General features: G+C 40.9%; 7 protein-coding genes and 1 tRNA gene. 5 read left to right on the top strand and 3 right to left on the bottom strand.

The features are described 5' to 3' along the window. Positions 1-114 precede the first annotated feature (114 nt). The 5 genes from dnaE (at position 115) to MURRU_RS08395 (ending at position 9,801) form a co-directional block, all read left to right on the top strand. Positions 115-4,500: a DNA polymerase III subunit alpha gene (gene dnaE / locus MURRU_RS08415; RefSeq protein ID WP_014033035.1), complete on the top strand. Its 4,386-nt coding sequence runs from the start codon at positions 115-117 to the stop codon at positions 4,498-4,500. Between the two features lie 102 nt (positions 4,501-4,602). Next, the gene (trxA, locus tag MURRU_RS08410; protein WP_014033034.1) at positions 4,603-4,920 is read left to right on the top strand and encodes a thioredoxin; all 318 of its coding nucleotides are present in this window, start codon (positions 4,603-4,605) and stop codon (positions 4,918-4,920) included. Positions 4,921-5,131: 211 nt separating this feature from the next. Further along, positions 5,132-6,061: a DUF58 domain-containing protein gene (locus MURRU_RS08405; protein ID WP_014033033.1), complete on the top strand. Its 930-nt coding sequence runs from the start codon at positions 5,132-5,134 to the stop codon at positions 6,059-6,061. A 125-nt stretch (positions 6,062-6,186) separates the two neighbouring features. Then, positions 6,187-6,260 (top strand) — tRNA-Asp (locus tag MURRU_RS08400). Positions 6,261-6,573: 313 nt separating this feature from the next. After that, on the top strand, positions 6,574-9,801 hold the full coding sequence (locus MURRU_RS08395; RefSeq protein ID WP_014033032.1) for a type ISP restriction/modification enzyme: 3,228 nt from the start codon (positions 6,574-6,576) through the stop codon (positions 9,799-9,801). Between the two features lie 377 nt (positions 9,802-10,178). On the opposite strand, the gene MURRU_RS08390 is transcribed toward MURRU_RS08395, so the two are convergent. From MURRU_RS08390 to MURRU_RS08380, 3 genes are all read right to left on the bottom strand, one after another. Beyond that, a complete protein-coding gene (locus tag MURRU_RS08390) occupies positions 10,179-11,303 on the bottom strand; it encodes an FG-GAP repeat domain-containing protein (RefSeq protein WP_187289882.1) in 1,125 nt (374 codons plus the stop codon). Between the two features lie 104 nt (positions 11,304-11,407). Then, a complete protein-coding gene (locus MURRU_RS08385) occupies positions 11,408-12,109 on the bottom strand; it encodes a hypothetical protein (protein WP_014033030.1) in 702 nt (233 codons plus the stop codon). A 36-nt stretch (positions 12,110-12,145) separates the two neighbouring features. Beyond that, complete coding sequence (locus MURRU_RS08380) at positions 12,146-13,849, bottom strand: serine hydrolase domain-containing protein (RefSeq protein WP_014033029.1); 1,704 nt, start codon at positions 13,847-13,849, stop codon at positions 12,146-12,148. Positions 13,850-13,902: the final 53 nt, after the last annotated feature.

The following is a 13,902-nucleotide window of genomic DNA, read 5'->3' as shown; positions in this document are numbered from 1 at the left end:
GCTGGGATATTCTCCCGGCTTTTTTAGTTGATAACTCATCACAACTCTTTTTTATCAAACCTATCTTCTTCCGTACTTTTATCTATTCTTTTTTTTGACCGAGACAGATAGCCTATGTATTTGATTTTTGATACGGAAACCACAGGTTTACCCAAACGTTGGGATGCCCCAATCACCGACACCGATAACTGGCCAAGATGCGTTCAGATAGCATGGCAGTTGCACGATGAACTCGGAAACCTGATAGCGCAACAAGATTTTTTGGTAAAACCCGAAGGGTTTAACGTACCCTACGAAGCGGAACAGATACACGGCATATCCACGGCATTGGCCGAAGAAAAAGGCGTACCATTGAATGAAGTTTTGGAGGCTTTCAATAAGGCTTTAAAGCAGACTAAATTTGTAGTGGGTCAAAATGTGGGCTTCGACATCAATATTATGGGGTGTGAGTTCCACCGTGAAGGTGTGGAAAGCCCAATGATCGAACTCCCCGTACTGGACACCTGTACCGAACATACCGCGGAACTTTGTAAAATTCCAGGGGGGCGTGGGGGTAAATTCAAATTGCCTACCCTGACCGAACTCCACGAATTTTTGTTCGGGGAACCCTTTGCTGAAGCGCATAACGCTACGGCAGATGTTGAGGCGACCACCCGCTGTTTTTTGGAATTGATTCGTAAAAAACAATACTCCTACCAAGAACTAGACGTTCAACCTGACTATTTTGAACGTTTTTCCGAAGCCAATCCAAAGGAGATAGAGTTAATCGGTTTAAAACACATCAATCTAAAGGCGGCATCAAAAGAAATTGCCGATACTCTTTGGACACAAGATACGGGAGGTGTTTCTGAGGAGGAAATCCAAGAAAATGTGGAGACCTTGGAGGAAGAACCTTTTGTCCACTTGCACAACCACTCCCAATTCTCCGTGCTTCAATCCACCATCAACATAAAAGATTTGGTAAAGGCCACTGCCAATCACGGTATGCCAGCCGTAGCTCTTACCGACCACGCCAATATGATGGGCGCCTTTCACTTTGTGAAAGAGGTGATGGGGCACAATAAAGCGGTAAAGGCAAAAAATGAAGAGCTTATCGCCAAAGGTGAGCAACCTACGGAAAAAGAAATCACCCCCATTGTTGGTTGCGAGTTTTTTGTTTGCGAAGACCACACCAATAAAAATGTAAAGGACTACGGGCATCAAATTGTGCTCTTGGCCAAAAACAAAAAGGGGTATCACAATCTGGCCAAAATGTCTTCGATTGCCTACACCGATGGTTTTTACTACGTGCCCAGAATCGACAAAAAAGTTGTTGAGCAATACAAGGAAGATATCATTGCCCTTACGGGAAACTTGTACGGTGAGGTACCCAACAAAATCTTGAATGTTGGGGAAAAACAGGCTGAAGAGGCTCTGTTATGGTGGAAAGACCAATTCGGGGACGATTTTTACATTGAGATCATGCGCCACGGGCAAGAAGATGAGGACCGGGTCAATCAGGTTTTGGTACGAATGGCTAAAGACCACAATGTAAAACTGGTCGCTACCAACAACACTTATTATTGCGATAAAACGGATGCCGAGGCACACGATATTTTGCTGTGCGTAAAGGATGGGGAAAAACAATCCACCCCAATCGGGCGAGGTAGAGGTTACCGCTACGGCCTTCCCAACCAAGAGTATTACTTTAAGTCTTCGGACGAAATGAAAGAACTCTTCAAGGATTTGCCTGAAGCCATTCTGAACATCAAGGAAATTGTGGACAAAATTGAGCCCTTTGACCTCGCTAGTGATATTTTGCTGCCAAAATTCAGTATTCCAGAAGAGTTTAAGGACCCTGAAGATGAAGTTGATGGAGGCAATCGCGGCGAGAATGCCTACTTGAGGCATATCACTTACAAAGGAGCCGAAAAGCGGTACGGAGAACTTACGGAGGAAGTCAGGGAGCGGATAGATTTTGAGTTGGAAATTATCAAAAACTCAGGCTATCCGGGATACTTTTTGATTGTGGAAGACTTTATCCGCGAAGCTCGAAATATGGATGTTTCCGTGGGCCCAGGAAGGGGTTCCGCGGCAGGTTCGGTAGTGGCATACTGTTTGACGATTACCAACATCGACCCTCTGAAGTACGACCTACTTTTTGAGCGGTTCCTAAATCCAGACAGGGTATCCATGCCCGATATCGATATCGATTTTGATGACGAAGGTCGTAGCCGCGTTATGGACTACGTCATCAATAAATACGGTGCCAACCAAGTGGCGCAAATTATCACTTATGGAACCATGGCGGCTAAATCATCCATTAGGGATACTGCCCGTGTATTGGATTTACCCTTGGGCGATGCCGACCGTATCGCCAAGTTGATACCGAACATGTCCAAGCTCAATAAGATTTTTGGAGTGGACGAAGCCGATTTGAAGAAAAAGTTCCGTTCCGATGACTTGGAAAAGGTGCATGAACTTCTAAACATTGCCGAAACCGATGATTTGGAAGGGCAAACCCTTAAAATGGCCCGTGTTCTTGAAGGGTCGTTGCGAAACACGGGGATACACGCCTGTGGGGTCATCATTACTCCGGATGACATTACCAATTTTGTACCTGTATCTGTTGCCAAGGACTCTGACCTTTACGTTACCCAGTTCGACAACTCCGTAGTAGAAAGTGCCGGGCTGTTAAAAATGGATTTCTTGGGATTGAAGACCTTGACCTTGATCAAGGATACAGTAAAAATCGTGAAGGCCAGAACGGGAATAGATTTGGTTCCAGATGATTTTCCGCTGGATGATGAAAAAACATACGAGCTTTTTCAACGAGGAGACACCGTAGGGATATTTCAATATGAATCCCCGGGAATGCAAAAGCACATGAAAAACCTAAAACCAACGGTTTTTGATGATCTTATTGCCATGAACGCCCTGTACAGACCCGGGCCCATGGAATACATCCCAAGTTTTATTGCACGTAAACACGGTGAAGAGGAGATTAGCTACGACCTCCCCGAAATGGAAGAGTACCTGCAAGAAACTTACGGAATCACCGTGTACCAGGAGCAGGTGATGTTGCTCTCACAAAAACTGGCCGGGTTCTCGAAAGGTGATGCGGACGTACTCCGGAAAGCTATGGGTAAAAAGATTTTTGCCCTTCTAGAAAAGCTAAAACCACAATTTCTGGACGGCGGGGAGAAAAATGGTCACCCACGTGATGTGCTGGAAAAAATCTGGAAGGACTGGGAAGCATTTGCGTCTTACGCCTTCAACAAGAGTCACTCCACCTGTTATGCTTATATCGCCTACCAAACGGCCTATTTAAAGGCTCACTATCCTGCCGAATATATGGCGGCTGTGTTGTCCAACAACATGAACGACATTAAGCAGGTAACCTTCTTTATGGAGGAATGTAAACGTATGGGGCTGGAAGTTCTGGGGCCAGACGTCAACGAATCCTATTACAAATTTGCCGTGAACAAGGACAATGCGGTTCGATTTGGCATGGGTGCCATTAAAGGTGTGGGACGTTCCGCAGTGGAAACGATTGTGGAAAACCGAAAAGACGACGGGCACTACAAATCCATTTTTGACCTGGCCAAACGGGTCGATTTACGGGCCGCCAATAAAAAAGCATTCGAAAACTTGGCACTAGCCGGAGGATTTGACTCCTTCGGAGACACCCACAGGGCGCAGTATTTCCATGACGAGGGTGATGGCATCACGTTTTTGGAAAAGGCAGTGAAATATGGTTCCAAATTTCAAGAGAATCAAAATTCATCACAAGTGAGTCTTTTTGGTGAAGCGAGTGAGGTTCAAATTCCAGAACCTATTGTTCCTCCCTGTGAAGAATGGGGAACCATGGAAAAACTACGCCGCGAAAAAGAAGTAGTCGGTATTTATATTTCGGGGCACCCGTTGGATGATTTCAAAAAGGAAATCAAGGCATTCTGCAAGAACACGGTAAGCGATTTCTCCCGATTGGAAGAGCATGTGAACCGGGAACTCACGGTTGCGGGGGTAATTACCGATGTACAGCATCGGGTTTCCAAAAATGGTAAAGGTTGGGGGCTATTTACCCTTGAAGATTACAATGAATCCTACGAATTGCGGATTTTTGGCGAGGAGTATTTAAAGTTCCGTCATTTTTTAATGATCAATTCCTTTGTTCACGTTAGAGCTTATGTGCGAGAGGGTTGGGTAAACCGTGATACGGGCAAAAAAGGAGACCCAAGGCTTCAGTTCAACGATTTTAAACAGCTTCAGGATGTTATGGATGCTTTTGCAAAGAAACTGACCATCAAACTGAACATAGATCGTTTGCAAGAGCAACGGATCCAAACCTTGAAGGATACCCTAACATTGCATAAAGGAGATCATCCGATAAGTTTTGTAATTTATGAGATGCAGGAGGAAATCAAGCTCAAACTATCGAGCCGAAAACAGAAGGTTAAGATAAACAGCGAGTTGCTTTCTGAACTGGAAGCCCACGAAATTCACTACAAGTTGAATTAGACCATAATTATTGTCAATGGTGCAATAATTAAAACGAATACGCCCTATGTAAGTTACATGGGCATTATTTGACTAACTTTGCATAATATTAAAATAAATAAGATGGCACTAGAAATAACAGATGCAACTTTTGACGAAGTAGTTTTAAAAAGCGACAAACCTGTCCTAGTAGATTTTTGGGCAGCATGGTGCGGGCCTTGTAGAATGGTAGGCCCGATCATTGAAGAAGTAGGACAAGAATACGACGGTAAAGCTGTTGTTGGTAAGGTAGATGTTGATGCAAACCAACAGTTTGCCGCCAAATATGGTGTACGTAACATCCCAACTGTTTTGGTTTTTAAAGATGGTGAGGTTGTTAACCGTCAAGTAGGTGTATCTCCTAAAAAAACGTATACAGATGCGATTGATGCAGTCCTGTAAAAACTATTTAGATAAAGGATTTTAAAAAAGGTTTGGCAAATGCCAAACCTTTTTTATTTTATCTTGTCTGCAGAAATAATAAAAGGGCGATTTTCAGCTATTGTCATCTCAAGTGCAGTCGAGAGGTCTTGGATATTTTAGTCTCGAATGAGGTCTCGACTGCGCTCGACCTGACATCTTTAAAACTAACTTGAAATCAGGTCAAATAAATATGGACGTACGATCGGAACTTAGCAAAGCGACCCTTTTCCAAAATTTAGAGCTTTTGGCCCACCAAATTGTGGAAGGGTTTATCAGTGGAATCCATAAAAGTCCGTTCCACGGGTTCTCCGCTGAGTTTGCAGAACATAAAATTTATAACCCAGGGCAAAGTACCAGACATATTGATTGGAAACTCTTTGCACGAACAGACCGCTTATATACCAAACGCTTTGAGGACGAGACCAACCTTAGATGCCATATGATCTTGGACAACTCCAGTTCGATGTACTATCCGGAAGTGAAAGAGTATTCCTTGGACAACCTCAACAAAATTGGTTTTGGTGTACTTTCCATTGCGGCATTGATGCAGGTTTTGAAGAAACAACGGGATGCCGTTGGCTTGAGCATCTATTCGGACACCTACGATTTCCACGCTTCGGAAAAAAACAGTGAACGCCATTTTCAAATGCTGTATTCCAAACTGAACGAAGTCGCGGCAAACAAAACAGATACAAAAGAGACCAAAACATACACTTTTCTGCATCAAATTGCGGAGAAAATACACCGACGAAGCTTAATTTTTCTGTTTACGGACATGTTCCAAACAGAGACCGAAGAGGAAAAACTTTTTGAAGCGCTGCGGCACCTTAAATACAACAAACATTCGGTGGTGCTATTTCACCTGTTGGACAAGGAACACGAACTCAACTTTGATTTTGACAATGCCCCCAAACGTTTTGTTGATGTGGAAACGGGCGAGCAAATAGATTTGTATGCCGATTCCATAAAAAAGGCATATTCAGAGAAAGTGTCTCAATATCAAAATGACCTGAAACTAAAATGCGGCCAGTACAATATAAAATATGTGGGGATCGACATTAGGTCTGATTTCTCCCAAGTACTGAATTCCTTTATGATCGAGCGGCAAAAATTTGTTTGATCACTTTTTTAAAAAAATGTTTTGCCGAATCCGAAATGAGAGTGTATATTTGCACTCGCTTTAAAAAAGCAATGAACAAGATTTGAATCTGACTGTTGTCGGAGTCTTACAAAGATAAAATCATTGGTCTGGTAGTTCAGTTGGTTAGAATACCTGCCTGTCACGCAGGGGGTCGCGGGTTCGAGTCCCGTCCAGACCGCTTAAGTTAAAGCAAAAGCCTTGTAAACAATTGTTTACAGGGCTTTTTTAGTTTTAGCTGCGTTATCAGGGGTGTAATAAATTTGTTCTTATGGCCGTTAATAACATTTGTAGCAAAGCCCACCTACATATTTTGTATAACTACCACATTCAATACATTCAGCCATAATTTTAAAATCCTCTTTTTGTATGGTTATTAATTAGACCTTGGTTTATTTCCTTACTTCCCTATCTGATAATTTTTAATTTTTCTATGGTTTATAAAAGCTATGGGTATATTTATGGTCATACTCTAACCAAACATTGGGATTTTAATGACCACATCAGAATATATAACCAGCCTTAACCATAGATATAAATTAGACAATTCCACAGAGCATACTTTCCGAGGTGATTTACAACAATTGATTGAAAGCCTTATTCCAGAAGTAAAAGCTACCAACGAACCAAAACGACAAGATTGTGGAGCACCCGATTACATCTTAACAAAAGATGAGGTTCCCGTTGGTTTTATTGAAGCAAAGGACATTGGTGACAATGATTTGACAGGCAAGAAAAAATCGGGACACAAAGAACAATTTGACCGTTATAAAGCCTCTTTGGACAATCTGATTTTTACGGATTACCTACGCTTTGTGCTATACCGAGAAGGAGAGTTGGTCACTGAAATTGCCATTGGTACAATTGAGGATGGTTCTATTATGCCACTTCCTGAGAACTTTGCTTCATTTGAGAACTTATTAAAAGATTTTGTCGTTCAAGTAGGGCAAACCATAAAAAGTCCCGAAAGATTGGCTAAAATGATGGCTGGAAAAGCCCGTTTACTGGCCGATGTAATCGAAAAGACGTTGAAACGAGACTTGGACGATAATTTAAACCCCAAGACCGCTTTAGAACAACAATTTGACGCTTTTAAAGACTATCTAATACACGATGTAAGCACAAAAGGGTTTGCGGATATTTATGCTCAAACAATTACCTACGGATTGTTCGCTGCCCGATTGCACGACCCTACCATTAAAACATTCAGCAGGCACGAAGCTGCAGAACTCATCCCGAAGTCCAACCCCTTTTTGCGAAAACTGTTTCAATTTATTGCAGGGTATGACCTAGACGATAATTTGGTTTGGATAGTGGATAGTTTGGTGGACATTTTCTTGCACAGCAATGTCGAGGAGATTTTAAAGAATTATGGGAAATCCACCAAAATGGAAGACCCCATTATCCATTTCTACGAAACTTTTTTGAGCGAGTACGACCCAAAACTGAGGAAGTCACGTGGAGTTTGGTACACCCCCGCACCCGTGGTTAACTTTATCGTGCGTGCCGTGGATGATATTTTAAAAAAGGAGTTTGGTTTGCCACAAGGACTTGCCGATACTAGCAAGACCAAAATAAAACTGAATACGCAAACTGTTGACAAACGTTCTTCCACGGGTTACAAACAAGTGGAACAGGAAGTTCACAAGGTGCAAATATTAGACCCAGCAACGGGAACGGGAACATTCTTATCAGAGGTTGTAAAGCATATTTATAAAAAGTTTGAGGGGCAACAAGGCATTTGGGGCAACTATGTGGAAAAACATCTTTTGCCACGGCTAAATGGCTTTGAAATACTAATGGCCAGTTACGCAATGGCACATTTAAAACTTGATTTACTGCTTCGTGAAACGGGTTATAAAGGACAAGGCAACCAGAGGTTGCGGGTGTATTTGACCAATAGTTTGGAAGAACACCACCCAGATACGGGAACTTTATTTTCTAATTGGTTAAGCACCGAAGCCAACGAAGCTAATCATATAAAAAGGGACACACCCGTGATGTGTGTTATCGGCAATCCACCTTATGCTGTTAGTAGCACCAATAAAGGAGAGTGGATTCAAAACCTAATTGCTGATTACAAAAAGAACTTGAATGAACGAAAAATTAATTTAGATGATGACTATATCAAATTTATTCGATACGGTCAACATTATATCGACAAAAACGGAAGTGGTGTTTTGGCTTACATTTCAAATAACAGCTTCTTAGATGGAATTACACATAGACAAATGCGGAAACATTTGCTAGAAAGTTTCGACAAGATTTACATTTTAGACTTGCACGGAAACTCTCGTAAATTAGAAACCAGCCCAGATGGTTCGGTTGACCAAAATGTCTTCGATATTATGGCGGGTGTTTCAATTAATCTTTTTGTAAAAACAGGGAGGAAAAAGAAAAATAGTTTAGGTAAAGTTTTCCATTGTGACTTGTATGGTAAACGTAATAGAAAGTACCATACATTAGTAAATGAAGAGTTTTCATCGGTTAAATATGAAGAAGTAGATTACAGTCCTCCATATTACTTTTTTGTTCCAAAAAATTTTAAAAGTTCGAAAAGTTACAATTTGGGTATTAAGCTAGATAATCTTTTTTCATTTAACAATTCTGGATTTGAAACGGCAAAAGATAGTTTTATAATTAAGTTCAACAAGTCAGATCTAATATCATTAAAAGAAGATATTAAAAGACTGACTTCTGATGAAATTGCAAAAAGCTATAACCTCAAATTATCAAAAGCAAATGAAGTTAAAAATGACATCGAAAACTCATATGTTATAAATACGCTTTATAGACCATTTGACAATAGATATACATTAATATCTAAAAATAGTAAGGGAGTAATGTTCCGTCCACGCTTTGAAACAGTCAGGCATCTATTGGAAGAAAATATAGGCTTGTTATGTTGCAAAAGGCAAACATCTTTTGATTTTCAACATACATTTGTAAGCACATTAGCAACCGAAAGGTGTTCTGTCTCGTTACAAACAGGAGAGGTTAGCTACGTATTCCCTCTTTATCTCTACCCAGAAAGTAATGACCAGCAAACTATTGAGAAAACAATAAAAAGAACTCCAAACCTTAACTCAGAAATAGTTGAAAAACTATCAAAAAAATTAGGCTTACAATTTACCTCTGAAAGAGAACAGAACAATCTATGCTTTGCCAACCAAAATGAGGAGTTACAGGATGCCTACAAACAAGTTTTCGCCCCAATAGACATTTTGGATTATATCTATGCGGTATTGCACTCCCCATCCTACCGAGAGAAATACAAAGAGTTTTTAAAGATAGATTTTCCACGGGTACCTTACCCCACAGACACAGCAACCTTTTGGAAGTTGGTAAAACTTGGAGGGGAGTTAAGGCAGCTTCATTTATTGGAAAGCCCTGTTGTAGAACAATACATTACGCAATACCCCAAAGACGGTGATAATGTGATTACCAGAAAAATAACCAAAAATAGTCCAGGTTATGTAACCGATACGGAAACCCACGGCAAGGTTTACATCAATGATGAGCAATATTTCGACAATGTTCCTTTGGTCGCTTGGGAATTTTATATTGGTGGTTACCAACCCGCTCAAAAATGGCTCAAAGACCGAAAAGGGAGAGCTTTGTCCTTTGAGGATATTTTACACTATCAAAAAATAATAGTTGCGCTTTCTGAAACCGATAGGTTGATGAAAGAAATTGATAGGATAGATTTTGAAAATAGCTGATGGTCTCTAATATCTTTAGACCAAGTTAAGTCTACCCTTATTTGAAGATTTACTGGTAACAATTTAAGTTCAACTTCTACAAGTGCCTAGAAACTTCAAAAGATTGTTCCCGTCCAGACCCCGAAAAAAGCTCTGAGAAATCGGAGCTTTTTTGTTGTTGCGGCAATCTAAACAGATACTATTTTTAGTATAAGGTGAGTTCGACCTTAGAAAGTTGATTTTAAGGCAAGAAAAAACAGACTATTGTGCAAATTAAAATGCTGACAACCAATTCGCAGCAAATACCCTGACTTATAATTTCTTTACTTAAGATTGCTGGGGTTTTTGTTCTATTGTTTGATCGGCCAAACTCCAGGGGTTCCATTCACGGGTTTACTTCATCTGCTTTTTAAGGTTCTGTAATACAAATTCCAAGCTCCCGAATTTGCTTCCACAATGTCTGGTAGTCCATCATTGTTCAAATCTCCAATGGCAATATGATAGGTATCATCTTCGAGGTCTTCCCTGAGACCAATTTCTTGAAAATCCATATCTTCCTTACCCAAAAACACATAATTCCTCCCCTCGGAATTCCCTTCAACAATATCCATGTGGCCATCTTGGTCCAGATCGGCAACTTGTATGGAATAGGTGGAACGTTCACTTCCCAATTCAAGGGTTTTGTCAAAGTTCAACCTTTCATTGCCCAAATAAATGGTGTTTTTTGCCTCCAAATTTCCAGTAACTATGTCCTGAAAGCCATCCTTGTTCATGTCGGCAATGCCTATGGAACGCGTTTCAACATTTTCATTGCCAAATTCCAGAACCTGGGTGAATGACAGCTTTTCATCACCGAGGTAGATTTTGTTCTTGCCCTGTCTCTCGGCGGTTATCAGGTCCTGGCGACCATCATTGTTGATGTCGGTCACCAATGTTTGGATGGTTTGGTCCGACCCATCACCAAAATGGAGAACAGTTGTAAAGTTACCTTGACCGTCGTTCAAGCAAATCTCGTTTTTGGCCTTTCTGTTCGATATGACCAAATCCATATCCCCATCATTGTCCACATCGGCGATTTCAAGGTTCCGTGATGGTGATATGGTCCCAAAGGACGTTCGCTCCGTGAAGCGATTGTTTTCAGTACCGAAATACAGGGTGTTTGGAATATTGTCGTTGGCAACGGCAATATCCATGAAACCGTCATTGTTGAAATCGGCCGACTTGATGGCATATGAGGCGTCCAGAAAATTACCGATGGGCCGTGCCATTTTAAAACCGCCTTTTCCATCATTGTAGTAGATGTAATTTTGTTCCGCCCAATGTCGTCCATTGGCAACAAGGGCGTCCAGATCACCATCTTTGTCCACATCGACCAAGGTTATGGATGCAGTTCGGTTGGATTGGGTGCCTATGGAAAAGAAACCGTCTGCATTTTGGAAAGACACGTTCTGTGAAAATGTGGTCATTGAAATGGCCCCAAAAACGGCCAATAACATGTTTTTAAGTATTTTATTTAACTTCATCAGCTTATTTTTTTTACACGTAAAACCAGTCATCTTCCAAAAATTCAATAATTCTCTGAGCACGACCCGATGAACTAAAATTATTGCCATTGCCGAAGAGTTTTTTAGTAGGTTGTATTATTTCCATTTTTGTCAATAATCTCAAACTGGGTATTGTCCAATTCATCTACATAAATTTTAATCCGTTCATTTCCTTTTGAATCATAAATAAACAAACCTGTATTCTTGTTTTCTTCACGACCTAGGAACATTCTGTACACATTGATTTCGGAGTCCATGTGTTTTTTAAATTTCAAATATTCAGCATCTTTTTCTGGTTTTGTCATTGATTTTGTCCGTTCAAGAAATTGCTCGTACAATTTTTCCACCCGAATTGAATCGGACCGTTCCCTAAAGAACATGCCATACCACCTTTTCCACTCGCCTCCTTCCAGGTACTCATCTTTCATAATGGCCATTATTTGGTCATTTTTTTGCTGGTCAAAAGTGATGCCTGCAAAATTCTCTTCATCAGTTCCATCATAATAGATACCTCCGACTTCATCTCCGACACGATTAAAAAATATGATTCCAGGCAAGTCTCTTTTGGAACCTGGGTTGTGTGGAATACCATGGGTAGTGGCCAATGCTTGTTTTTCGGGGTTGCTAATTGAAATGTATAAGTTTTCCTCTGAATCAATTATGCTGAGTCTTTCTGCCTGAATTTCTTTGAATGTTTCAATGTTATTGACCTGTCTGTCATAAAAGAAAAAGCAAGTCAAAACAATCAGAAAGGTGAAGTTGATTATTGGAAGCTGTTTTTTCATTTTTTTATATCATTTTTGATTTGATGATGTAAGCGCCTATTTTAATTGAACAGCAGGTAATATGTATTCGTTTAAAATTGAAAAAGGACGGTCTTCCATGTCCGGGAATAAATTATAGTTGCCCCCTGTAATAGTAATGGTCATTTCAATTTCAGGAATTATGATGAGAAATTGGCCTCCATTGCCCCAAGCCTCAATGGTTTTCATCTGTTTTCCGTCTATTTCACGTTCCAGTAGCCTCCACAAATACCCATAATCAGCGTTTTTGGGCCAACTGCCTTTTATATGGGGTGTGACGGACTTCTCTATCCATGATTCCGAAATCAACGGTTCCCCGTTCCATTTTCCCTTGTTGAGCACCAATAATCCAAACTTGGCAAAGTCAATGGGGCGCATATAAAATGAGCCGGCCAAATATCCCCTCCCCTGTGGCGATGTAAGCATTTGAAATTTATGGATTTCCATGGGCAACAATAGTTCCTCATAAATAAAAAGGGGAAGATAGGTGTCAACCGATTTTTGAATGACCCCGGTCAATAGGTTGCTGCCCCCAGAGGAGTATTCGTAAACATCCCCGGGCTCATGTGCCATGGGGAGGTTGAGTTTGTGCCCCACCCAGTCATCGTGCTCCCATTGCATCTTATCTTCATCCTCCAACTGTATGCCCGTACTCATGGTCAAGGAGTGATGAACGGTGATGTTTTTCTTCTGGACATCATCAATGTTATATTCAGGATAGTAGTCCAAAATGGCATTTTCAACGTTTAGCTCATCGTTTTTCATCATGGCCCTGCCCATCGCCAAGGACGCCATGGATTTAAATGCGGACCGAACATCATGGATGTATTCCCTGTGATATCCGTGAAAATATTCTTCAAGTACAAGTTTTCCGTCCTTGGTGATCAGAATACTATGGATGTGTTCCAGGTTTTTGTTGTTCTTCGGGTCCATAAGGTCCAAAAGCGACCTATCGATACCTACATCTTCCAAAGAAGCCGTTTGCATAGTGGAATCGGGGGCTTCTGGAATGTTGTATACGTAGTTTTCATGGGGCGATTTTGGCAAATAGCCTTCCAATTCATCATCGTTGAGCTTTTTCAACTGTATTTCTCTTCTTCCACCTGTATTGCCATACGTAAGGGCTATATTCTTTTTCTCTGGGTCGTACACGGCCGAAATCCCGAAACGGTCATTCGTAATCTTGAAATCGATATGGTTTCCTTCGATCAAAACCTCATCGATTGTAAAATGCAGCTCCCTATTTTCCTTATTGCTTTGGATATTGGCCTGCACCTTACCGGTAGAATCTTGGTGGAATTCCAAATAGACAATATAATCAGTGTCAATCATTTCCGGTTTATGGATTTTGGTGACCCATTGGTTCCCCAAATTTTCAAAATCGAGGCTTTGTGCCCATAGGTCATGGGTAAGCACTCCATGCAAAGTTTTTTCATTATGGGACAGAAAAGCATCAAAACGGAAACCTGAGGAATCCTTGAAATTTAAATCTGTTCCTTTTTTGATGATATGGTGAACGGTTTCCTTGCCCTTCGAGTACAAACGGGCTTCGATGGGGTCATTTGCAGGTGACAGGACCAAGGAATCGTATTTTGATTCAGTTTGAAATAATAATCCGGACCATACCCCGATGAGTTCATCCGTTTCAAATTTTGACTTTTTTGGGGAGCAAAAAGAGAACAGTATTGCCAATAATGGTACTATAAAAAGTTTTTTGGTCATAATAAATGCTTGATAGTCGAGTTTAGCTTTTGGTAAAAATCACACCATGATCC

It is taken from the genome of Allomuricauda ruestringensis DSM 13258 (genome assembly GCF_000224085.1).
In the GTDB taxonomy this organism is placed as follows: domain Bacteria; phylum Bacteroidota; class Bacteroidia; order Flavobacteriales; family Flavobacteriaceae; genus Flagellimonas; species Flagellimonas ruestringensis.
This window is presented reverse-complemented; position numbering and strand designations above follow the sequence as displayed.

What these genes read in the sequence shown, in the direction of transcription:
- dnaE (WP_014033035.1), top strand. Translation starts at nt 115, where the DNA reads ATGTATTTGATTTTTGATACGGAAACCACAGGTTTACCCAAACGTTGG.
- trxA (WP_014033034.1), top strand. Translation starts at nt 4,603, where the DNA reads ATGGCACTAGAAATAACAGATGCAACTTTTGACGAAGTAGTTTTAAAA.
- MURRU_RS08405 (WP_014033033.1), top strand. Translation starts at nt 5,132, where the DNA reads ATGGACGTACGATCGGAACTTAGCAAAGCGACCCTTTTCCAAAATTTA.
- MURRU_RS08395 (WP_014033032.1), top strand. Translation starts at nt 6,574, where the DNA reads ATGACCACATCAGAATATATAACCAGCCTTAACCATAGATATAAATTA.
- MURRU_RS08390 (WP_187289882.1), bottom strand. Translation starts at nt 11,303, where the DNA reads ATGAAGTTAAATAAAATACTTAAAAACATGTTATTGGCCGTTTTTGGG.
- MURRU_RS08385 (WP_014033030.1), bottom strand. Translation starts at nt 12,109, where the DNA reads ATGAAAAAACAGCTTCCAATAATCAACTTCACCTTTCTGATTGTTTTG.
- MURRU_RS08380 (WP_014033029.1), bottom strand. Translation starts at nt 13,849, where the DNA reads ATGACCAAAAAACTTTTTATAGTACCATTATTGGCAATACTGTTCTCT.